The following is a 21,539-nucleotide window of genomic DNA, read 5'->3' as shown; positions in this document are numbered from 1 at the left end:
CTCCCTGGTGGTATATCCCCTGACTTGTCAGGGCCGCAATATACACCCACGCTTATAATTGGTATTGAAAATGCCAGTCACGGGATCCGCGCGGGGGCATCCGTCCCCGAAAAGAGGAGTCGATATGACCGATGGGGTCAACTTGTCACGCAGAGGCCTGTTTCGGGGACGCCTGAGCGCCCCCAAGGCCGGGATCCAGTTGCCCTGGTCCGTCTCCTGGGACGAGTTCGTGGCTGGCTGCACCCGCTGCGGCGACTGTCTGGCGGCCTGCCCGGAGCAGATCCTGATCAAGGGGGACGGGGGCTTCCCCACGGTGGATTTTCACCGCGGCGAGTGCACCTTCTGCACCGAGTGCGTCAGCGCCTGCCAGGCGCCGGTATTCAGGCCGACAACCCAGACACCCTGGGAGTATGTGGCCCATATCGAGGCGGGCTGTCTGGCCACGGCCCAGGTGTTCTGCCAGCGCTGTCAGGACAGCTGCGAGCAGCAGGCCATCCGCTTTTCCCCCCGACTGGGGCGCGTACCCACCCCCAGCATCCATGCCGAGTCGTGCAACGGCTGCGGGGCCTGCGTGGCGGATTGCCCGGTGGGCAGCATCAGCATCGGTCTGTCTCGTGGCGAGGCTTCGCGATGACCCAAGAGACGAACAAGTTGGAAAACGGTGATATGACGCGAGAAGAGTTCCATGTATCCAGCCTGGTGGTGCTGACCCAGCCCGATCTGCGCCACGCCCTGGCAGAGCGGATTGCGACCCTGGACGGGGCCGAGATCCACGCCGTCAGCGAGGAGGGCAAGCTGGTGGTGACCCTGGAGGGGCCGAGCCAGCGCCCCATCATGGCGGCCATCGACACCATTCAGGGGTTGCCCGGGGTGCTCTCTGCGGCCCTGATCTACCACCAGTTCGATGAAATGGACGCCGAAGATGGGGAATAAGGCGTCATGTGGCAGAAGCGCAAGAGTCGTTCGCTGACCGCCACGGGTAATACACGGGATGCCGGGTCTGTTGTCTGCGTTCGATGAACGAAAAGCCCAGAGCAAAGGAATAAAGCGCCATGGAGCTGAGCCAGCGCGGCTCGTCACAATGGCTGTCATTGATGTGATTAAGCAATGCGAGGATATGTCATGAAGCTGAGTCGACGCGACTTTATGAAGGCCAATGCGGTGGCGGCAGCCGCTGCCGTGGCCGGTGTCAGTGCCCCCACTCTGGCGGCGAACCTGATCACCAGTACCGACAAGACCGCCATCACCTGGGACAAGGCGCCGTGCCGCTTCTGCGGGACCGGCTGCTCCGTGCTGGTGGGCTCCCAGGCTGGCCGCGTCGTGGCGACCCAGGGGGATCCCGATGCACCGGTCAACCGTGGCCTGAACTGCATCAAGGGCTACTTCCTCTCCAAGATCATGTACGGGGAGGATCGCCTGACCCAGCCCATGCTGCGCATGACGAACGGCAAGTTCGACAAGAACGGCAACTTCGCCCCCATCAGCTGGGATCAGGCCTTCGACATCATGGCCGAGAAGTTCAAGGCGACCCTGAAAGAGAAGGGCCCGACCGCCGTCGGTATGTTCGGCTCCGGCCAGTGGACCGTCTGGGAAGGCTATGCCGCCGCCAAGCTGATGAAGGCAGGCCTGCGCTCCAACAACCTGGATCCCAATGCCCGTCACTGCATGGCCTCCGCGGTAGTGGGCTTCATGCGTACCTTCGGCATGGATGAACCCATGGGCTGCTACGACGACATCGAGCAGGCCGACGCCTTCGTGCTGTGGGGCTCCAACATGGCCGAGATGCACCCCATCCTCTGGTCGCGCATCTCCGATCGCCGTCTGTCCCACCAGGATGTGCAGGTGCACGTGCTCTCCACCTTCGAGCACCGCAGCTTCGAGCTGGCGGACAACGGCATGGTGTTCACCCCCCAGACCGATCTGGCGATCCTCAACTACATCGCCAACTACATCATCCAGAACGACAAGGTGAACTGGGAGTTCGTCAACAAACACACCCAGTTCCGCAAAGGGGTGACCGATATCGGCTACGGCCTGCGTCCCACCAACCCGCTGCAACAGAAGGCCAAGAACCCGGACAGCGGCGACTCCACCCCCATGAGCTTCGACGATTTCGCCAAGTTCGTGGCAGATTACGATCTGGAGTCCGTCTCCAAGCTCTCCGGTGTGCCCAAGGACAAGCTTGAGAAGCTGGCCCAGATCTATGCGGATCCGGACAAGAAGGTGGTCTCCTACTGGACCATGGGGTTCAACCAGCACACCCGTGGCGTCTGGGCCAACAACCTCTGCTACAACATCCACCTGCTGACCGGCAAGATCTCCCAGCCGGGCTCCGGCCCCTTCTCCCTGACCGGCCAGCCCTCCGCCTGTGGTACCGCCCGTGAAGTGGGTACCTTCGCCCACCGTCTGCCAGCGGACATGGTGGTCACGGATCCCAAACACCGCGCCATCGCCGAGAAGATCTGGAAGCTGCCGGAAGGCACCATCCCGGAGCAGGTGGGCTACCACGCCGTGCTGCAAAACCGCATGCTGAAAGACGGCAAGCTCAACGCCTACTGGGTGATGTGCAACAACAACATGCAGGCCGGCCCGAACATGAATGAAGAGGCGCTGCCCGGTTATCGCAACCCGGCCAACTTCATCGTGGTCTCCGACCCTTATCCGACCGTGACAGCCCAGGCGGCCGACCTCATCCTGCCCACCGCCATGTGGGTGGAGAAAGAGGGGGCCTATGGCAACGCCGAGCGTCGCACCCAGTTCTGGCACCAGCAGGTGAAGGCACCGGAAGGGGCCAAATCCGACCTGTGGCAGCTGATGGAGTTCTCCAAGCGCTTCAAGGTGGAAGAGGTGTGGCCGGCCGAACTCATCGCCAAGATGCCGGAAGTGAAGGGCAAGACCCTGTTCGACGTGCTCTATGCCAACGGCCAGGTGAACCAGTTCCCGAAAGAGCAGAGCAAGGGTGCCCTGAACGACGAGGCCGAGCACTTTGGTTTCTACGTCCAGAAGGGGCTCTTTGAGGAGTACGCCTCCTTCGGTCGCGGCCATGGCCACGACCTGGCGCCGTTCGATCAGTATCACGAAGCCCGTGGCCTGCGCTGGCCTGTGGTGGACGGCAAGGAGACCCTGTGGCGCTATCGCGAAGGGTTCGACCCTTACGTGAAAGCGGGGGAGGGGGTGCGCTTCTACGGCAAACCCGACGGCAAGGCGGTGATCTTCGCGCTGCCCTATGAGCCCGCCGCCGAGGCACCGGACAAAGAGTACGACATGTGGCTCTCCACCGGTCGCGTGCTGGAGCATTGGCACACCGGTACCATGACCCGCCGGGTCCCCGAGCTCTATCGCGCCTTCCCGGATGCGGTGCTCTTCATGCACCCGGAAGATGCCAAGGCCCGTGGCGTGCGCCGTGGGGAAGAGGTGATCGTCTCCTCCCGCCGGGGCGAGGTGAAGACCCGGGTCGAGACCCGGGGCCGCAACCGTCCGCCCAAGGGACTGGTGTTCATGCCCTTCTTCGATGCGAGCCAGCTGGTCAACAAGCTGACCCTGGACGCCACGGATCCGCTCTCCAAGGAGACGGATTACAAGAAGTGCGCCGTCAAGGTCATGAAGGCCTGAGGCGGGGGAGCGCGAGATGAGTCGTAGTCGGCGCCAGTTTCTGGCCGACATGGCCAAGGGGGCCTGCGGTGTGGGCCTGCTTGGTGTGGGGCTCGGCGGAGTGGCGCGCCAGCAGGTGCAGGCTTTGCCTGCCCAGGCGCTGCGCCCGCCGGCCGCCCTCGACGAGGCCGAGTTCCTCGGCGCCTGCGTGCGCTGCGGGCTCTGCGCCCTGGCCTGCCCCTACGACACCCTCAAGCTCGCCCGGCTGTTTGAACCTGTGACCACCGGCACCCCCTACTTCAAGGCGCGCGCCGTTCCGTGCGAGATGTGTGACGACATCCCCTGCGTGGCGGCCTGCCCGAGCGGGGCGCTGGATCGGGCCATGACCGACATCGATCAGGCGCGGATGGGGGTGGCGGTGCTCATCGATCACGAGACCTGCCTCAACTACCTGGGGCTGCGCTGCGACGTTTGCTACCGGGTCTGCCCCCTCATCGACAAGGCCATTACCCTGGAGCTGCAGCACAACCCGCGCACCGGCAAGCACGCCATGTTCCTGCCCACGGTGCACAGCGATCTCTGCACCGGCTGCGGCAAGTGCGAGCACGCCTGCGTGCTGGAGGAGGCGGCCATCAAGGTGGTGCCTCGCGGGCTTGCCAAGGGGGAGCTGGGTCACCACTACCGGCTCGGGTGGGAAGAGAAGGAGAAGGCGGGCAAGTCCCTCATCGGTGAGCGACTGACCCTGCCGACCCGCAAACCGGAGGGTCTATGAGTCGGTATCCAGGGGCCGAGGCCACGGCCAGGCTGGGGTGGTGGCGTGCCCACCGCTTCCTGCTGCTGCGCCGGCTTTGCCAGTTCGGGGTGCTGGGGCTGTTCCTGCTGGGGCCGCTCGCGGGCATCTGGATCCTCAAGGGCAACCTCTCCAGCTCCCTGCTGCTGGAGACGGTGCCCCTCACGGATCCCCTGACCCTGTTGCAGTCGGTGGCGGCGGGCCAGTGGCCCATCCCCACCCTGTGGCTCGGGGCCGGGCTGGTGCTCGCGGGTTACTGGCTGGTCGGGGGGCGGGTGTTCTGCTCCTGGGTCTGTCCGGTCAACCTGGTCACCGATGCCGCCGCCTGGCTCAGGGGGCGGCTCGGGCTCAAGGGCAATGGTCAGTTCAACCGCGCTACCCGCTACTGGCTGCTGGCCATGGTGCTGGTGGCACCGGCCATCGCCGGCGTGCTGGTGTGGGAGCTGGTCAATCCGGTGTCGCTCACCCTGCGGGGCCTGCTGTTTGGCATGGGGGCGGGCTGGGGCCTGCTGGCGGTGCTGTTCCTGTTCGACCTTTTTGTGGTGGAGCGGGGCTGGTGCGGCCACCTCTGTCCGGTGGGGGCCTTCTATGCCCTGGTCAACCGGGTCGGGTTCATCAAGATTGCAGCCTCGGGGCGCGAGCGGTGCAGCAACTGCATGGATTGTTATGCGGTCTGCCCGGAGCGTCCCATCCTGCGCGGCCCCGTTCACGGTGCCAGGCGTGGTCACGGGCCCTTGATTGCGGCTCAGGAGTGTACCAACTGCGGCCGTTGCATCGATGTCTGCGCGGAGCAAGTTTTTGAAATCACTGTAGGTTTTGCCGTCAAGGCAGAGAAAACGTCGGAGAACACATAATGAAGAAGCTGATTGGAGCAATGCTGGCCTGCCTGATGGCGGGTTCCTTGATGGCGGCCGTCCCCGAGATCACCAACAGCACGGGGGGCATCAAGTCGGAGCGGGGAAGCACGGATCTGGTAACGGATGCCGACGCGGCCCCTCTGAAGAACTTTCGCAAGGATGGCGACCTCTACGATCGCCAGTACATGCACCAGCCCCCGCTGATCCCCCACGACACCCGCAACTATGAAGTGGACAACAAGGTCAACAAGTGCCTGGCCTGTCACAGCTTCAAGAACGCCAGTGCCATGAAGGCCCCCAAGATAAGCCCCACCCACTTCGAGACCCGCGACGGCATGACCCTGGGCGAAGTCTCTCCGCGCCGCTACTTCTGTCTGCAATGCCACGTGCCGCAAGCGGATGCCAAGCCGCTGGTGAACAATACCTTCAAACCGGTTGAAGCGCTGAACTGAGGAACCCATAGATGAAATTACCCGGCTTTGTGAAGCGTCTGTGGACCACCTTCAAGTCACCGTCGAAGGCGGCCCTCTGGGTCATCCTGCTGATGGGCTTCTTCGGTGGCGTCATCTTCTGGGGCGGGTTCAACACCGCCATGGAAGCGTCCAACACCGAGGCCTTCTGCACCGGTTGCCACGAGATGAAGGACAACGTGTTCGTGGAGTACCGCGACACCATCCACTACGCCAACCGCTCCGGCGTGCGGGCCAGCTGCCCGGATTGCCACGTACCCCACGAGTGGACCTACAAGATCATCCGCAAGGTACAGGCCTCCAAGGAGCTGTGGGGCATGATCACCGGCAAGGTGGATACCCGCGAGAAGTTTGAATCCCACCGGCGGGAGATGGCCGAGCGGGAGTGGCAGCGGATGAAGGAGACGGATTCGCGCGAGTGCCGCAACTGCCACAACTTCGAGTACATGGACTTCTCCCTGCAAGGGCGTCGGGCCGCCCAGATGCACTCCACCAACCTGGCAAGCGGGGCCAACACCTGCATCGACTGCCACAAGGGGATTGCGCACCAACTGCCTGACATGAAAGGGGTGCCAGGCTTCTGATGGGAAGGCCGCCGGATCCTCGGGATCCGGCGGCCTTCGAGATTAATGGGCAATGACGCCCCCCAGCCAGACATCTTTTGATAGAATCCCTTCCCGGCAACGCGGCGCCCACCGGCTCCTTTCATGGCTGGCACCACGGTGCGGCGCGTTCACCTCATCCTCTCGTGGTCAATGATTGACAGGAATGGCCCCAATGGCACCCAAACACAGCGAATTCATCCCTCTCAAGATCGCCGTCCTGACGGTTTCCGACAGTCGCACCGCTGCCGATGACAGCTCGGGGGACTATCTGGTCGAGGCCCTGACCCAGACCGGCCACGTGCTGGCCGACCGGGCGCTCTGTCCCGACAACCTGTTTCGCATCCGCGCCCAGGTGAGCGACTGGATTGCCGACGAGGGAGTCCAGGTGGTGCTCATCAACGGCGGCACCGGCTTCAACGAGCAGAACCGGGTGCCCGAGGCGGTCGGCGTGCTGTTCGAGCGCACGGTGCAGGGTTTTGGCGAGATGTTCCGCCAGCTCTCGTTTGCCGAGATAAAAGGCTCCGCCATGCAGAGCCGTGCCCTGGCAGGGCTCGCCAATCGCACCCTGATCTGCTGCCTGCCCGGCTCCACCGGCGCCTGCCGTCTGGGCTGGGAACAGCTTATCCGGGATCAGCTCGATGCCCGTACCCGGCCGTGCAACTTCGTGACCCATCTGTGATCCCGGGAGTAAACCCGGATCATCCATCTTATTTTTCGATAGGGGCATAGATGAACCTGACCCATCTCAACCAGAGCGGCGAGGCCCACATGGTGGATGTCACCGACAAGCAGGTGACCGAACGCGAGGCCCGCGCCGAGGCTTTCGTGACCATGGCCCCCGAGACCCTGGCGTTGATCCTGAGCGGTCAGCACCACAAGGGGGACGTGTTCGCCACCGCCCGCATCGCCGGCATCATGGCGGCCAAGAAGACCGCCGACCTCATTCCCCTGTGCCATCCCCTGGCCCTGACCCGGGTGGAGGTAGAGATAGCCCCCCAGGCGGCGCACAATCGGGTCCATATCCGCACCCTGTGCAAGCTCTCGGGCAAGACCGGGGTGGAGATGGAGGCGCTCACCGCCGCCTCGGTGGCGGCCCTGACCATCTACGACATGTGCAAGGCGGTGCAAAAGGACATGGTGATCGAGCAGGTGCGGCTGGTGGAGAAAAAGGGCGGCAAGTCCGGTCATTTCCAACTGGGTGCGACCAAAGGAGAGCAGGCATGATCAAGGTTCTGTTTTTTGCGCAGGTGCGTGAGCTGGTCGGCTGCGACGAGCTCAGCCTGCCTTGCGACTACGCCAGTGCCGATGCCCTTCGCGCCGCCTTGAGCGAGCGGGGTGACAAGTGGGCGCTGGCGCTCGAATCCGGCAAGCTCCTGGTGGCGGTCAACCAGACCCTGGTGCCGCTGGATTCCCCCCTCCATGACGGGGATGAGGTCGCCTTCTTCCCGCCGGTGACCGGAGGTTAAGGATGAACGAGATAATGACCGTGGATCGCACCACTGAGCTGTGGGACTGTGGTGAGGCCGCCTTCTTCCCTCTCCTTCCAGTGACGACCGGAGGCTGACCATGACCGATCGCATTCTGGTGCAGCGGGATGACTTCTCGCTGGCCGACGAATATGCCCGCCTCGCTGCCCGGCAGGACACAGGCGCGATAGTCAGCTTTGTCGGCAAGGTGCGCGACTTCAATCAGGGGGAGCATGTGAAAGGGCTGGCCCTCGAACACTACCCCGGCATGACCGAGAAGGCGCTGACGAACATAGTGGCCGAGGCCCGCGGGCGCTGGCCGCTGCAGGAGTGCACCCTCATTCACCGCATCGGCGAGCTGCTGCTCGGGGATCAGATCGTGCTGGTGGTGGTGAGCAGCGCCCACCGCGAGGCGGCTTTCGAGGCCTGCCACTTCATCATGGATTTCTTGAAGACCCGGGCGCCGTTCTGGAAAAAAGAGCTGACCGCCGACGGGGTGCAACGCTGGGTCGAGGCCAGGGCGAGCGATGACGCCGCCCTGGCCCGCTGGCAACAAGGGGAGTGAGCCTCGGGCTCGCGTCAATCGATCCGGCTGTGCCGGAACATAAGGAGCAAAGGAATGAAGAGATGGGTATCCGTGTTGGTGCTGGGCGCCGGTGCAAGCGGCATTTACAGCGGGACTGTGCTGGCTGACGAGGTCAAGGTGGCGGTGGCGGCCAACTTCAAGGGCACCATAGAGCGCATCGGCAAGGAGTTCACCGCCAAGACCGGCCACAGCGTCGTCATCAGTTCGGCGGCCACCGGCGTGCTCTATACCCAGATCACCCACGGTGCGCCCTTCGATCTCTTCCTCTCGGCCGACGTGGCGACCCCTCAAAAGCTGGAGTCGGAAGGCAAGGGGAGCGAACGCTTCACCTATGCCATCGGTCAGCTCGGCCTCTGGCAGAAGGGGGGGCCTGCTCCCGACGAGGCCACCTTGCGCCACTGGCAGGGGGAGCTGGCCATCGCCAACCCCAAGACAGCGCCCTATGGCGCCGCCGCCATGGCGACCCTGGCTCATCTCAAGATCGATCCCAAGCAGTATCGGGTGCTGACCGGCGCCAACATCAGCCAGACCTGGCAGTTCGTCGATACCGGCAATGCGAAGCTGGGCTTCGTCGCCTGGGCCAATCTGGTGGAGGCGGGCAAGACCGGCGAAGCCTGGGCGGTGCCGGCCAGCTTCTATCCCCCCATCGAGCAGCAGGCCCTGGTGCTGAAGAAAGGGGCGGCGGTGGATGCCCTGGTCGCCTGGCTCAAGGGGCCGGGACAGGCGCAGATCAAGGCGGCGGGTTACGCCCTGCCGCAGTAAGCGCCCGGCGTCTGCAGGCCAGCTCCGTGCTGGCCAGATCCGGTGCCTGACGTGTCCCAAGGCGGCGCCCGTCATGACGGCGCCCTGTTTTTTATCGACACCCGAGAGGGGACCCTATGAGTGAAGGGGATCTGCTGGCGGTCTGGCTGACCCTGAAACTGGCGGCCAGCACCACTGCCATCCTGCTGCTGCTGTCGCCGCCGCTCGCCTGGTGGCTGTCTCGCAGCCAGCACCGGCTGCGCCCTCTGGTGGAAGCCATGGTGGCCCTGCCGCTGGTGCTGCCGCCCACCGTGCTCGGTTTCTATCTGCTGCTGGCCTTCTCCCCGGAGTACGGCCTCGGTGGCTGGTGGCGGGAGACCTTCGGAGCCCCGCTCGCCTTCAGTTTCCTCGGCCTGCTCATCGCCTCCGTCATCTATTCGCTCCCCTTCGTGGTACAGCCCCTCACCTCCGCCTTCGTCAACATGGGCAACAAGGAGCTGGAGGCTGCCGCCACCCTGGGGATGGGCCCGTTTGAGCGTTTCTTTCGCATCATCCTGCCCATGACGCTGCCCAGCTTTGTGATGGCGGCGGCGCTGGGCTTTGCCCACACCCTGGGGGAGTTCGGGGTGGTGCTGATGATTGGCGGCAACATTCCCGGGGAGACCCAGGTGCTCTCCATCGCCCTGTTTGATCACGTGGAGGCGATGGATTACCAGAATGCCCATATTCTGGCAGGCGGCCTGATGGGCTTCTCCCTGGTGATGCTGGTGCTGGTCTACGGCGTGCTGCAACGTCGGCAACGGAGGCTGTTCGGATGAGCCTCTACCTCAAGGCCAGACGTGATTTCGGCCCCTTCACCCTGGCGTGCGATCTGGCGTTGCCCCCCAGCCGCATCCTCGGCCTGTTCGGTCCTTCGGGTTGTGGCAAGAGCACCCTGCTGCGCATCATCGCCGGGCTCGACAGGGCCCCGGGCGATGCCCTGCGCTGGCAGGGGCGCGAGCTTGCAGCCCTGCCCCCCGAGGCGCGGCGCATCGGGCTGGTGTTTCAGGATGCTCGTCTCTTCCCCCACCTGAGCGTGCTCGGCAACCTGCAACTGGCGGCTCGCAAGGGGAGGGGGCGCTGGCAGCCACAGGCCCTTGCTGCGCGCCTCGGCTTTGCCGAGCTGCTGGGGCAACCGGCCCACGGCCTCTCCGGCGGGCAGCGTCAGCGGGTGGCACTGGCCAGGGCCTTGCTGGCCGAGCCCGACTTGCTGCTGCTGGATGAACCCTTCTCGGCGCTGGACAGGCGCAGCCGCATCCATCAGGCCCATGTGCTCAAGGGCTTGCAGCAGGAGAGCGGCATCCCCATGATCTTCGTCAGCCACGCCATGGAGGAGGTGAGCCTGCTCTGCGATGGACTGGTGCTGCTGGCAGAGGGACGGGTGGAGGCCCAGGGCACCCCCGAGGAGATCTTCGCCCGCACCGACCTGTCGCTGGCCAGTCGCGACGACGTCGGGGTCATGCTATCGGCGACCCTGGCCCACTACGACGAGCACGAGCAGATGGCGACCCTGCGACTCGGGGAGCAGACCCTGATGGTGACCATGGAGCATGCCCCCGATGAAGCAGGCCCCTTGCAGATCAAGGTGGCGGCGCGGGATCTGGTGATCGCCACCGAGCCCATCATGCACTCCAGCCTCTCCAACTGCCTCGAGACCCGGCTGCTGGAGGTGCGGGAGGTGCGACCGGGGCAGACCCTGTTGCAGTTGGCTCTCGGGCAGCAGATACTGCTGGCCCGGATCACCAGCCGCTCCGCGCAGCGGCTCGCCCTGACGCCGGCCATGCGCCTCTACGCCTACATCAAGGCGGTGAGCCTGGTGGGAGAGGGGTAGACAGGGGACCGGAGTACGGATTTGCTGGCCATGAGTGGCCGGCATGGCGTCGAGAAAGGGGGGACGGGTGCGTCGCAATCAGGTAATGAAATCCCATGGCTTGGCCCTGCGCAGTGCGGGGGAGGGGCCCTTGCTGCTCTTGCTGCACGGGCTGGGCTCTTCCAGCCTCGACTGGCAGGCGCAGATCGAGCGTTTTTCCGAGCGCTACCGGGTGGTGGCCATCGACTTGCGCGGCCACGGCCAGAGCATGCAGGAGGGGCCCTTTGACGTGCCCACCCTGGCGGCGGACGTGGCCCGCTGGCTCGACGAACAGCCCGAGCCTGCCTGGGTAGTGGGGTTGTCGCTCGGTGCCATGGTGGCGCTGGAGCTGGCGCTGCAACTGCCCCACAAGGTGCAGGGGCTGGTGCTGGTCAACGGCTTCAGCGAATTTCTGCTGGAGACGCCAAAGGAGCAGGAGCGCTATGCCATGCGCCTCAAGTGGCTGCGCTGGTTCGGCATGCGGCCGCTGGCGTGGTGGCTCGGTCGCGAGCTCTTTCCCGGCCCCGATCTCGCCCAGGTGCGCCACACCTTCCGGGGGCGCTTCGTGCGCAACAAAAAGAAGACCTACAAGGCGCTGCTGGAGGCGCTGCCCGGCTGGTCGGTGCGGGCTCGTCTCGGCACCCTCTGGCAGCCGGTGGCCATCATCTCCACCAGTCACGACTATCTGCCCCTGGCGCGGCGGGTGGAGCAGTTCGCCTCCCTGCCCAATGCCACCATCCACACCCCGGATGGTCACCACGCCTGGCCGGCGGAAGATCCCGCCGGGTTCAATCATCTGTTGCAGCGGATCCTCTCAACCCATTGAGGGGAGCAGACAGCAGAGGTAGATAAAAAAGCCGAACCCCGGGGTTCGGCTTTTTTGTGGGCGCAGCTCAGGGCCTTGAGCAGACCGGGCAGTCGGGGCGTTTGGGAAGCTTCAGCTCGCGAAAGCTGCCACCCAGACCGTCGATCATCAGCAGGCGGCCGCTGTAGCTTTTGCCCATGCCCGCCAGCAGCTTGATGGCCTCGAGCGCCTGCAGGCTGCCCACCAGCCCCACCACGGGGGCCAGTACCCCCGCCTCGACACAGGTGAGGGCCTGATCGCCAAAGAGGGCGCTGAGACAGGCGTAGCAGGGTTCATCCTCCTGCCAGGTGAAGCTGCAGAGCTGCCCTTCGAGCCGGATGGCGGCGCCGCTGACCAGGGGCACCTTGTGCTGGCGGGCACGCTGGTTGAGGAGGTTGCGGATGGCGACGTTGTCGGTGCAGTCGAGCACCAGCTGATGGCCTGGCAGCAGGGCATCGAGCAGCGCCTCGTCGGCGAGGGCGGCGTGGGTCTCCACCTCGAGCCAGGGGGTGAGGGCGCGCAGGGACGTCGCCGCGGACTCCACCTTGAGCTGGCCGATGCGCTCGTCGCTGTGCAGCACCTGGCGCTGCAAATTGGAGAGCTCCACCCGATCGAAATCCACCAGGGTGAGGTGGCCGACCCCGGCCACCGCCAGATACTGGCTGGCGGCGCAGCCGAGGCCCCCGGCGCCGATGACCAGCACGCGTGACTGCTTGAGCGCCTCCTGTCCCTCGAAGTCGAAGGATTTGAGCACGATCTGGCGGTTGTAGCGAAGGAGTTCTGCGTCGCTCAGGATCTCGCTCACAGCAGCAGCCCCGAGAAGGGCTCGACGGTGACCGTCTCACCGGCGGCCACCTTGCCGCGCTCCTGCTCGAGCACGATGTAGCAGTTGGCCCGGGACAGGGAGCTGAACACCCCGGAGTCCTGGGAGCCGGTGCTGCGTACCTCGAGGCCATTGGGGCCCACACTCAATATGCCGCGCTGGAAGTCCAGGCGCCCCGGGCTCTTCTTGAGCGGCGCTGTCGCCAGGGCCTGGAGGGGGTGCGGGCGTGCAAACTGCTGACCGGCGAGTCTGGCCAGGGCCGGTTGCACCAGCTGATCGAAGGTGACCATGGCGGAGACCGGGTTGCCCGGCAGACCGAAGAACCAGGCGTTTGGCAACCGGCCAAAGGCGAAGGGTTTGCCCGGCTTGATGGCGAGCTTCCAGAAGCCAATTTCCCCGAGCTCTTCGAGCAGTTGCTTGGTGAAGTCCGCTTCCCCCACCGAGACGCCCCCGGTGGTGATCAGGGCATCGGCCTCGCGGTCGGCCTGCAAGAAGGCGGCGCGCAGGGCAGCCGGATCATCGGGGATGATGCCAAGGTCCAGGCACTCACAGCCCATGCGGCTGAGCATCGCCTTGACCCCGTAGCGGTTGGAGTCGTAGATGTCCCCGTGCTGGAGCGGGGTGCCCAGAGGCTTGAGCTCGTCCCCTGTGCTGAAGATGGCGACCCTGAGGGGACGGTGCACCGTGACGTTCGCGATGCCAAGGGAGGCGAGCAGCGGCAGCTCTCTGGGGCTCAGGCGAAGGCCGCTTTCGAGCACCCGGGCGCCCTGCGCCAGATCCTCGCCGCGGCGACGGATGTTCTGGCCAGGCGTGGGCGTGGTCAGAAAAGTGATCCCGTTGTCGCCGGCTTGCGTTTCTTCCTGCATCACCACAGCGTCCGCACCCGGGGGCACAGGGGCCCCGGTCATGATGCGGATGCAGTGGCCGGCGGGCCACTCCCCCTCATAGGGCTGGCCCGCAAAGGCCTTGCCCGCCACGGGGAGCGGCACCCCGGCGGCGAGATCCGCCAAGCGCACGGCATAGCCGTCCATGGCGGCGTTGTCGAAGGGGGGGACGAAGAGAGGGGAGCTTATCTCCTCGGCCAGGATCCGATCCAGCGCCTGGGGCAGGGGCAACCGCTCCGTCTCGCAGCAGCAGGTGAGTTGTTCCAGCATCCCTTGCAGGGCCTTGTCCAAGGGGAGGAGTGCACCGGTATCGAATCCCATCATCATGACCTCTCTGGTGTGTAGGGGGCGGATTATCCCAAAAATCCGCTCCGATGGGCAGGCCGAAGGTGCGGTAATGGGGGGCAGATGCCCCGGAGTGATCGGATTATGGGGCGCTATCCCGTTGAATTACCTCCTGATGGGTAACCAGAGCGAGGCTTGTGCGAGATGGTGGCTGGGGAAGAGGCGGCATGGCCTTGCCCCCGAATGGGCAGGCCGATGCGGACAAAACGGGGTGGTTTGGCATAAAGTCGGGCACCGGGCTTGAGTTAGACAGAATTATGACAATAATCGCCCTGTAAGATTGCGCCGCGGCACCATGCCGCAGGCCAGCACAGTCCCTGAGCGTGGGAGAGAAACACGATGACGAGCTTAAGCCAGGAAGCCCTGTTGGTCAGGGCGGCGCTCGAGGCCGAGGGCCTTGAGACACCTCTGGTGGCCAATGAATTGAGCGGCCAGCAGAAAAAGGAAAAAATCGAAGGTCATATGCGCGCCATCATGGAGACGCTGGGACTGGATCTGGCCGACGACAGTCTGGCCGAGACCCCGCACCGCATTGCCAAGATGTACGTGAACGAGATCTTCTCCGGCCTCGACTATGCCACCTTCCCCAAGGTGACGGTGATCGAGAACAAGATGAAGGTGGACGAGATGATCATGGTGCGGGACATCAGCCTCACCAGCACCTGCGAGCACCACTTCGTCACCATAGACGGCTTTGCCCACGTGGCCTACATTCCCCGCGGCAAGGTGATTGGCCTGTCGAAGATCAACCGCATCGTGCAGTTCTTCGCCCGCCGTCCCCAGGTACAGGAGCGGCTGACCCAGCAGATCCTGCTGGCGTTGCAGACCCTGCTTGGCACCAGGGACGTGGCCATCAGCATCAAGGCGACCCACTTCTGCGTGAAGGCCCGTGGCGTGATGGACTCCACCTCCTACACCACCACCACCTCCCTGGGCGGCGTCTTCAAGACCCAGCCCGACACCCGCGCCGAATTCCTCGGTGGTCTGAAAGGGTAGTGCTCCCGGGGCCTGTCGCCGACAGGCCCCGTCCCCTTTCCCTCACTTTTTTTGAAAAATACCTAAAGTTGTGACCGTGCCGGTCGCTATGGCTCTCCGTGTTGTCGGACGGTCTGGTTGACGCCGACACCCCCGGGCCGCCCTTGTGCGCGCCGACAGGGACGAGATGTGCTGCCAAGGAGGGTAGTGAAGGCGCAGGCCAGGCCTGCGCCCAGCAATGCCACTTGTTTTCCCCATGCAGGACATGCCATGAACACCATGACGATAGGCAAAAAACTTACCGCCGGCTTTGCCGTACTCGGCCTGATGATGGCCTTTATCGGCGGCTTCTCGCTGTTTGAATTCAGCAAGATGAACCGCGCCGCCATCGGCTTTACCGACAGTATCCTGCCCGCCGTCGTGCGCACCAGCACCCTCGGCGAGACCATCAATGCCCTGCGCCGCTACGAACTGGATGTCTTCCTGGTGGCGGACGATGCCCAGCAGAAGGCCCGCTATCGCAACGAGAGCGAGAAGAGCCTGCAAGAGGCTGCGCGCCAGATAGTGGCCCACGATGGCACCATCTGGGCGGAGGATCGGGAGGAGCGCCGCGCCTTTGACATCGTCAAGGCGGACTGGGAGCGATATGTCGCCCTGCACCAGCGCATCCGGCAGATGCAGGACTCGGGACAGATGGCCGAAGCCCGGCACCTCTTCATGGGGGAGGGGGTCACCCTCTACACCACCCTGAGCAAGTCGGTGGGGGATCTCATCCGCATCAACCACGGCTACTCCGTGGGTTCCCGCGCCGAGGTGATCGCCGCCTTTGACAGCGCCAAGCTGAGTGTGACCCTGGCCCTGGTGATCGGCCTGGCCCTGGTTGTCGCCCTCTCCGTGGTGCTGACCCGTCAGATCCGCGACCCGCTCATCATGCTGGCCCGTCAGGCCCAGCGCATCGCGAGCGGGGATCTCGGTCGGGGCGAGCTGCAGGAGTGGGTCCGCGGCAACCGCTTCAACCGCGACGAGCTGGGTCAGCTGGGGTCGGCCATCGACCGGATGCAGGGGGCACTGGCAGAGCTGGTGAGCGAAATCTCCGGCTCGGTGAGCCAGCTCAGCAGCGCGGTAGAGGAGGTGAGCGCCATCTCCGAGCAGTCCGCCAAAGGCATGGCAAGCCAGCAGGGAGAGGTCTCTCAGGTCGCCACCGCCATGAACGAGATGCAGTCCACGGTCAATGAGGTGGCTCGCAACACCACGGACGCCATGGGGGCGGCCAAGCAGGCTTCCCGCACCTCCACCCAGGGCAACCAGGTGGTGCGCAGCGCCATCGGCAGCATAGAGCAGGTTTCCCGCCAGATAGAGCAGGCCGGGAGCGTGGTGCAGCAACTTGAGACCGACAGCGCCAGCATCAGCATGGTGCTGGACGTGATTCGCGGCATCGCCGAGCAGACCAACCTGCTGGCCCTCAACGCGGCCATCGAAGCGGCCCGGGCCGGCGAGCAGGGCCGTGGCTTTGCGGTGGTGGCAGACGAGGTGCGCAGTCTGGCCCAGCGTACCCAGGCGTCCACCGCCGAGATCAGCAAGATGATCGAGGTGTTGCAGGAGCGTACCGCCGAGGCGGGCAGCGCCATGCAACTGAGCCGTCAGCAGATGCAGGAGAGCGTGGAGCTGGCGCGGGAGGCGGGGAGCAGCATCGACAGCATCAACGGTGCCGTCACCCAGATCACCGACATGAACACCTTGATCGCCACCGCCACCGAGCAGCAGAACGCGGTCACCGAGGAGCTCAATCGCAGCATCGTCAAGATCCACACCGCCGCCGACGAGAATGCCCAGGGGGCGCAGCAGACCGCCCAGGCCTGTGTCGAGCTGAGCAAGCTGGCCAATACCCTGCACCATATGACCCAGCGTTTCACCCTCTGAGTCTTGCTGCCACCCGGCACAGCGCAGAAGGCCCCGCCGATTGGCGGGGCCTTGTTGTTTCTGGCTGGACCTGGGCGCCGTCAGCTCAGGCCGACAATGTCGCCGTCATCGTCGATGTCGATATGGTGTTCAGGGACGGCAGACTGCCAGCCTGCACGTCAGCTCAGGCCGACAATGTCGCCGTCATCGTTGATGTCGATATGGTGTTCAGGGACGGCAGGCTGCCAGCCAGCACGTCAGCTCAGGCCGACAATCTCCCCGTCATCGTCGATGTCGATATGGCGATAGGCCGGCAGGCTGCCCAGGCCCGGCATGGTCATGATGGGGCCTGCCAGGGCATAGACGAAGCCTGCCCCCGCGCAGAGCTTCACCTCCTCGATGGGCACCTCGAAGTCCGTCGGCACGCCCTTCCTGGCCGGGTCATGGCTGATGGAGAGCGGCGTCTTGGCCATGCAGACGGGCAGGTGATCCTGGCCCTCTGCCGAGAGTCTGGCCAGTTGCTGGCGCGCCTTGTCCGAGAGGGTGACGCCCCGGCCACCATAGCCGCACTCCACCAGGGTGGCGAGCTTGGCGGCAAGGCTCATCTCATCGGGGTAGAGCAGCCTGACCTCACTGGGCTGCTTGCAGGCCGCCACCACGGCGTGAGCCAGATCCGCCGCACCCGCGCCACCATCAGTGAAGGCCCGGGAGAGGGCGACCCCACAGGCACCGGCCTGGCGCGCCGCCGCCTCCAGCAGGGCCAGCTCGGCATCGCTGTCGGTGGGGAAGCGGTTGATGGCGACCACCACGGGCACCCCGTAACGGCGGGCGTTGTGAATATGCCAGGCGAGGTTGGCGCACCCCGCTGTCAGGGTGGGCAGATCTTCCCCTTGCAGGCTGGCCGGCAGCGGCTGGCCCGGCCGGATGTCGAGCAGGCCGCTGTTGGCCTTGAGGCCGCGCACCGTGGCCACCAGCACCACGCAGGCGGGGGCGAGGCCGGACTGGCGATACTTGATGTTGAAGAACTTCTCCAGCCCCATGTCGGAGCCAAAACCTGCCTCGGTCACCACATAGTCGGCAAGACCCAGCGCCATGCGATCGGCGATGACGGAGGAGTTGCCGTGGGCGATGTTGGCAAAGGGGCCGGCGTGGACCAGCACAGGGGTCTGCTCCGTGGTCTGCATCAGGGTGGGCTTGAGGGCGTCTTTGAGCAGCACCGTCATGGCCCCCGCCACTTCCAGCTGCTCGGCGGTGATGGGCTGGCCGCGCTGGTCGAGGGCGAGCTGGATGCGGCCGATACGCGCGCGCAAGTCCTTGAGATCCCTGGCCAGGGCCAGAATGGCCATCAGCTCGGAGGCGGCGGTGATGATGAAGCGATCGGGGCGCTCGACACCATCGGCAGCGCCGCCCTGGCCGAGGGTGAGGTGGCGAAGCGCCCGGTCGTTCATGTCCAGGGTGCGGGGCCAGAGGATGTTGGCCGGGTCGATATCGAGCCGCGCCAGACCGGTTCTGGCGCTGAACTGGTCACCGAGTTTGCGTTCATGGAACAGGCGGGCATCGAGGGCGGCAGAGGCCAGGTTGTGGGCGGCGGTGAGAGCGTGAAAATCCCCGGTGAGGTGCAGGTTCATCTCCTCCATCGGCACCACCTGGGCCATGCCGCCTCCGGCGGCTCCCCCCTTGACGCCGAAGACGGGGCCGAGGCTCGGCTGGCGAATGGTGGCGATGCTGGCCTGGCCGATGTGGTTGAGCCCCATGGAGAGGCCGATCGTGGTGACCGTCTTGCCCTCCCCAAGGGGGGTGGGCGTGATGGCGCTCACCAGCACCAGCTTGCCGGGCTCGCGGGTGGGGGCGTGATGGAGCAGCGCGAGGTCGAGTTTGCCCTTGTAATGGCCGTGGGGGTGGAGATGGGCGGCCGCTATGCCGAGCTGTGCTGCCACCTCGGCGATGGGCAGGCGGGGGGACTGGCGGGAGATCTCGATATCGCTTAGCATCAGCACCTCGTTGGCATGTCAGGTCAAATATGCGGCGAAGTCTAGAGGAATCAACAGGGTAATCCAATGAGCAATACTATTTTATCCGGCAGTCGTGAGCCCCATCAAAGCCCCATCCTGTTGGATCTCAACGCCCTCTATCACCCGCCCAAACGGCCCCTCACCGCCCTTGGCATCGTCAGCGCCTTCATCCCGCTCTTTGGTTACGGCTGGCAGGCGATGACCCAGGATCCCGAGACCCACTTTCGCCACGAGCTCGGCAAGCGCATCAACAAGCACAAGAGCGACGAGGCAAACCTCGCCCTGATGATGCAGTTGGCGGCCATGCTGGATTGCCACTGCCTGCACGTCACCCTGCCCTATGCGCTGGGGGAGGCCGAGCTCGCCGCCTTGCGCCAGCGTCTGCCACGCTGGCAGATGAGCCAGCAGGATCACCTGCTGGTGGCTGAGCTGGTGCCCACCCCCTGAGCCCGGGCTCAGGTCTCCCTGTCCCAGTAGTGGGGCGCCAGATAGCGCTCCTGCACGAATTCGATGAAGCAGCGCACCTTGGCCGACACGAAACGGCGGTGCGGATAGAGGGCATAGAGCCCCACCTGCCCCTTCTCCCACTCCAGCAACAAGGGGACCAGCGCCCCCGAGCGCAGCGCATCCCCCACGATGAAGGTGGGCTGCAAGATGATGCCCTGGTGGTCGCAGGCGGCCCGGGTCAGGGCCACCCCGTTGTTGGCGCGAAGGGGTCCCTGGGGGCGAATGCTGTGCTCCTCCCCATCCCGTTTGAAGACCCAGTCCGGCTGGGTCAGGGTGTAGATGAGGCAGTCGTGCTGCTTGAGATCCTCCGGGGTCTTCGGCCTGCCCCGGCGGGCCAGGTAGTCGGGGCTGGCGCACACCACCATCTTCATCATGGCGAGCGGCTTGGCCACCAGGGAGGAGTCCGGCAGGTTGCCGATGCGCAGGGCCAGATCGAACCCCTCCTCCACCAGGGCCACCCGCCGGTCGCTGTACTCAATCTCGAGCTTCAAGTCCGGGTAGCGCTCGCGAAACAGCGGCAGGGCGGGGGAGAGGTGCAGGTAGCCGAAATCCATGGGCACCGAGAGCTTGAGGGTGCCCTGGGGCTGCTGGTTGTTGTGGGTGAGCTGGCTGTGGGTCTCTTCCAGCTCCGCCAGCAGGGCCAGGGAGCGCTGGTAGTAGAACTGGCCCGCCTCGGTGGGATTGACCTGGCGGGTGGTGCGCGACAGCAGCCTGGTGGAGAGGGACTCCTCGAGCTGCTGCATCAGCTTGGAGGTCATGGCGACCGAGATCCCGAGCTGATGGGCGGCCTTGGTGAAGCTCTGGCACTCCACCACCTTGATGAAGGTGCGCATGGCGGCTATCTGATCCATATTCCACTCTCGGTTGATAATTATTTTAATAAATCGATGATTATCTATTCTCGATAGGAGGTTAGCATTTTGGACACCGTTGTGAACCCCCAATGAAGGAACGATCGGAATGAAAATGACCAAGGCCCTGCTGGCCTCCTGCCTGTTTATGGCGGCTCCCCTGATGGCTGCCGATTACGATGTCGATGCAGCGCACACCACAGTCCAGTTCAAGGTGGGCCACCTCGGCTTCTCCGAACTGGTCGGCCGGTTCAACACCTTCAGTGGCACCTTCAGCATGGACGACGCCAACCCGGCGGCGGCCAAGGCGAGCTTCGAGATCGATGCCGCCAGCGTGGATTCCAACCACGAGGCCCGCGACAAGCACCTGCGCAGCCCCGACTTCCTGGACGTGAAGCAGTACCCCAAGATGACCTTCGTCAGCACCGGCTATGAAGGTACCAAGGACAAAGGCGTACTCAAGGGCACCCTGACCCTGCACGGCGTGTCCAAGGACGTGGCCTTCGACCTGGTCCACATCGGCGAAGGCAAGGATCCCTGGGGCGGCTACCGCAGCGGCTTCAACGCCACCACCACCATCAAGCGCAGCGAGTTCGGCGTGAACTACATGGTGCCGAACATCCCTGACGAGATGACCATCAACCTGTTCGTTGAAGGCGTGCGCAAGTAATGGGCGCAGCACTCCTGCTTCAAACCCTGGCGGCTCCTTTAGGGGCCGCTTTGCTGTCGTGGCGCTGGCCGCGGCTGGGCTATCTGTGGGGCGCCCTGGGGATCTGGCTGGTGGGTTGCCTGCTGGGCGGTGCCTATGGCCTGCCGGTCAAGGCGTGGCAGTGGCTGCCGCTGACCCTGCTGGTGCCCGCCCTGACCCAGGGTACCAGCAAGGGGATCGCCCTCGCGCTGTTCGGGGTGCTGGGCGCCCTGGTGTGGTGGCAGGGGCTGGCCTCCGTGCTGGCGAGCGAGCCCGGGATCTGGCTGGCCCTGCTGCCCGCCATCCTCTGGTCTGGCTGGACGAGCTGGCGTGGTGACAGCGAGGAGGGGCTCGGCTTCGCCCTGGCCTTCATCTGGCTGGCGCTGGTCATCGGCATCGATGGCAGCCTGCTCATCGCCCAGCTGACGGGGGCCCTGGCCGCGTTTGCCGGATTCCGTGCCCTGCTCGGCGCCTTTGCAGGGGTCAAGGTGACCCCGGCTGCCCTGGGGCTTTCACTCGCCTTCGTGCAGATGCTCGCCTGGCAGTACGTGGAAGTGCCCCTGCTGGTGCTGCTGCCGGTCTGGCTGTTGCCGCTGCTGGAACGTGCCCTGCACGGGCGCCCGGGACTCTCTCGCTGGGGGCTCTTGATCCTGGTGGCGGCCGTTGGTGCCGGAGTGAGTCTGTGGTGGGTATGGCCAGAGGCGTCACTTTACTGAT

General features: G+C 65.0%; 24 protein-coding genes. 20 read left to right on the top strand and 4 right to left on the bottom strand.

All coding sequences use genetic code 11. From position 1 onward, the window contains the following. Positions 1-124 precede the first annotated feature (124 nt). From napF to I6L48_RS17855, 15 genes are all read left to right on the top strand, one after another. Positions 125-634, top strand: a complete 510-nt coding sequence (napF, locus tag I6L48_RS17925) for a ferredoxin-type protein NapF (protein ID WP_010674153.1) — start codon at positions 125-127, stop codon at positions 632-634. Further along, positions 631-933, top strand: coding sequence for a chaperone NapD (locus I6L48_RS17920; protein ID WP_010674154.1), 303 nt, complete (start codon positions 631-633; stop codon positions 931-933). The genes napF and I6L48_RS17920 overlap by 4 nt, the downstream gene beginning before the upstream one ends. Before the next feature lie 189 nt (positions 934-1,122). Next, the gene (napA, locus tag I6L48_RS17915) at positions 1,123-3,612 is read left to right on the top strand and encodes a nitrate reductase catalytic subunit NapA (RefSeq protein ID WP_216987564.1); all 2,490 of its coding nucleotides are present in this window, start codon (positions 1,123-1,125) and stop codon (positions 3,610-3,612) included. A gap of 16 nt (positions 3,613-3,628) precedes the next feature. Then, the gene (gene napG / locus I6L48_RS17910) at positions 3,629-4,363 is read left to right on the top strand and encodes a ferredoxin-type protein NapG (RefSeq protein WP_103259832.1); all 735 of its coding nucleotides are present in this window, start codon (positions 3,629-3,631) and stop codon (positions 4,361-4,363) included. Further along, the gene (napH, locus tag I6L48_RS17905) at positions 4,360-5,235 is read left to right on the top strand and encodes a quinol dehydrogenase ferredoxin subunit NapH (RefSeq protein ID WP_216987563.1); all 876 of its coding nucleotides are present in this window, start codon (positions 4,360-4,362) and stop codon (positions 5,233-5,235) included. The genes napG and napH overlap by 4 nt, the downstream gene beginning before the upstream one ends. After that, positions 5,235-5,690 (top strand): nitrate reductase cytochrome c-type subunit, encoded by a 456-nt coding sequence (locus I6L48_RS17900; protein WP_041212738.1) that lies wholly within the window; start codon positions 5,235-5,237, stop codon positions 5,688-5,690. Before napH ends, I6L48_RS17900 begins: the two co-directional genes overlap by 1 nt. Positions 5,691-5,701: 11 nt before the next feature. After that, positions 5,702-6,292, top strand: coding sequence for a cytochrome c3 family protein (locus tag I6L48_RS17895; RefSeq protein WP_010674159.1), 591 nt, complete (start codon positions 5,702-5,704; stop codon positions 6,290-6,292). Between the two features lie 193 nt (positions 6,293-6,485). Continuing rightward, positions 6,486-6,992, top strand: coding sequence for a molybdenum cofactor biosynthesis protein B (moaB, locus tag I6L48_RS17890; protein ID WP_039038846.1), 507 nt, complete (start codon positions 6,486-6,488; stop codon positions 6,990-6,992). Positions 6,993-7,042: 50 nt separating this feature from the next. Then, entirely contained in the window at positions 7,043-7,537 is a 495-nt protein-coding gene (gene moaC, locus I6L48_RS17885; RefSeq protein WP_039038847.1) for a cyclic pyranopterin monophosphate synthase MoaC, read from the top strand. Further along, positions 7,534-7,779: a molybdopterin synthase sulfur carrier subunit gene (moaD, locus tag I6L48_RS17880; protein WP_216987562.1), complete on the top strand. Its 246-nt coding sequence runs from the start codon at positions 7,534-7,536 to the stop codon at positions 7,777-7,779. Before moaC ends, moaD begins: the two co-directional genes overlap by 4 nt. Positions 7,780-7,879: 100 nt before the next feature. Beyond that, on the top strand, positions 7,880-8,344 hold the full coding sequence (gene moaE, locus I6L48_RS17875) for a molybdopterin synthase catalytic subunit MoaE (RefSeq protein ID WP_010674163.1): 465 nt from the start codon (positions 7,880-7,882) through the stop codon (positions 8,342-8,344). A gap of 54 nt (positions 8,345-8,398) precedes the next feature. Continuing rightward, positions 8,399-9,127, top strand: coding sequence for a molybdate ABC transporter substrate-binding protein (modA, locus tag I6L48_RS17870; RefSeq protein ID WP_216987561.1), 729 nt, complete (start codon positions 8,399-8,401; stop codon positions 9,125-9,127). Positions 9,128-9,243: 116 nt separating this feature from the next. Beyond that, a complete protein-coding gene (modB, locus tag I6L48_RS17865; RefSeq protein ID WP_010674165.1) occupies positions 9,244-9,924 on the top strand; it encodes a molybdate ABC transporter permease subunit in 681 nt (226 codons plus the stop codon). Then, positions 9,921-10,976, top strand: coding sequence for a molybdenum ABC transporter ATP-binding protein (modC, locus tag I6L48_RS17860; RefSeq protein ID WP_216987560.1), 1,056 nt, complete (start codon positions 9,921-9,923; stop codon positions 10,974-10,976). The genes modB and modC overlap by 4 nt, the downstream gene beginning before the upstream one ends. 67 nt (positions 10,977-11,043) lie before the next feature. After that, a complete protein-coding gene (locus tag I6L48_RS17855; RefSeq protein WP_049636339.1) occupies positions 11,044-11,820 on the top strand; it encodes an alpha/beta fold hydrolase in 777 nt (258 codons plus the stop codon). Between the two features lie 67 nt (positions 11,821-11,887). Here the strand turns inward: I6L48_RS17855 and moeB are convergent, their stop codons facing one another. Together moeB and moeA are read right to left on the bottom strand one after the other, a co-directional pair. Continuing rightward, positions 11,888-12,643 carry a molybdopterin-synthase adenylyltransferase MoeB gene (gene moeB, locus I6L48_RS17850; RefSeq protein WP_042882555.1) on the bottom strand — a complete coding sequence of 252 codons (756 nt, stop codon included), beginning with the start codon at positions 12,641-12,643 and terminating at the stop codon, positions 11,888-11,890. Beyond that, complete coding sequence (moeA, locus tag I6L48_RS17845; RefSeq protein ID WP_302055186.1) at positions 12,640-13,866, bottom strand: molybdopterin molybdotransferase MoeA; 1,227 nt, start codon at positions 13,864-13,866, stop codon at positions 12,640-12,642. Before moeA ends, moeB begins: the two co-directional genes overlap by 4 nt. 363 nt (positions 13,867-14,229) lie before the next feature. Here moeA and folE point away from each other — a divergent pair, with 363 nt between their 5' ends. Both folE and I6L48_RS17835 read left to right on the top strand, forming a co-directional pair. Then, on the top strand, positions 14,230-14,886 hold the full coding sequence (folE, locus tag I6L48_RS17840; RefSeq protein WP_010674171.1) for a GTP cyclohydrolase I FolE: 657 nt from the start codon (positions 14,230-14,232) through the stop codon (positions 14,884-14,886). A 249-nt stretch (positions 14,887-15,135) separates the two neighbouring features. After that, positions 15,136-16,785 carry a methyl-accepting chemotaxis protein gene (locus I6L48_RS17835; RefSeq protein ID WP_216987558.1) on the top strand — a complete coding sequence of 550 codons (1,650 nt, stop codon included), beginning with the start codon at positions 15,136-15,138 and terminating at the stop codon, positions 16,783-16,785. Positions 16,786-17,021: 236 nt separating this feature from the next. Here I6L48_RS17835 and I6L48_RS17830 read toward each other — a convergent pair whose 3' ends face one another. Continuing rightward, positions 17,022-18,755, bottom strand: a complete 1,734-nt coding sequence (locus I6L48_RS17830; RefSeq protein WP_042882551.1) for a formate--tetrahydrofolate ligase — start codon at positions 18,753-18,755, stop codon at positions 17,022-17,024. A 66-nt stretch (positions 18,756-18,821) separates the two neighbouring features. Between I6L48_RS17830 and I6L48_RS17825 the strand changes: the two genes are divergently transcribed. After that, positions 18,822-19,223 (top strand): hypothetical protein, encoded by a 402-nt coding sequence (locus I6L48_RS17825; RefSeq protein WP_042882549.1) that lies wholly within the window; start codon positions 18,822-18,824, stop codon positions 19,221-19,223. A gap of 8 nt (positions 19,224-19,231) precedes the next feature. Here the strand turns inward: I6L48_RS17825 and I6L48_RS17820 are convergent, their stop codons facing one another. Beyond that, positions 19,232-20,134, bottom strand: a complete 903-nt coding sequence (locus tag I6L48_RS17820; RefSeq protein WP_039038856.1) for a LysR family transcriptional regulator — start codon at positions 20,132-20,134, stop codon at positions 19,232-19,234. A 109-nt stretch (positions 20,135-20,243) separates the two neighbouring features. On the opposite strand from I6L48_RS17820, the gene I6L48_RS17815 reads away from it, so the two are divergent. Together I6L48_RS17815 and I6L48_RS17810 are read left to right on the top strand one after the other, a co-directional pair. Then, positions 20,244-20,804: a YceI family protein gene (locus I6L48_RS17815; protein WP_010674176.1), complete on the top strand. Its 561-nt coding sequence runs from the start codon at positions 20,244-20,246 to the stop codon at positions 20,802-20,804. After that, positions 20,804-21,538 carry a hypothetical protein gene (locus I6L48_RS17810; RefSeq protein ID WP_042882546.1) on the top strand — a complete coding sequence of 245 codons (735 nt, stop codon included), beginning with the start codon at positions 20,804-20,806 and terminating at the stop codon, positions 21,536-21,538. The genes I6L48_RS17815 and I6L48_RS17810 overlap by 1 nt, the downstream gene beginning before the upstream one ends. Position 21,539 lies beyond the last annotated feature (1 nt).

The sequence above is a fragment of the Aeromonas sp. FDAARGOS 1418 genome (assembly GCF_019048585.1).
Classification (GTDB): domain Bacteria; phylum Pseudomonadota; class Gammaproteobacteria; order Enterobacterales; family Aeromonadaceae; genus Aeromonas; species Aeromonas caviae.
Note: the sequence above shows the minus strand (reverse complement) of the source record. Positions and strands in the feature narration are given on the sequence as shown.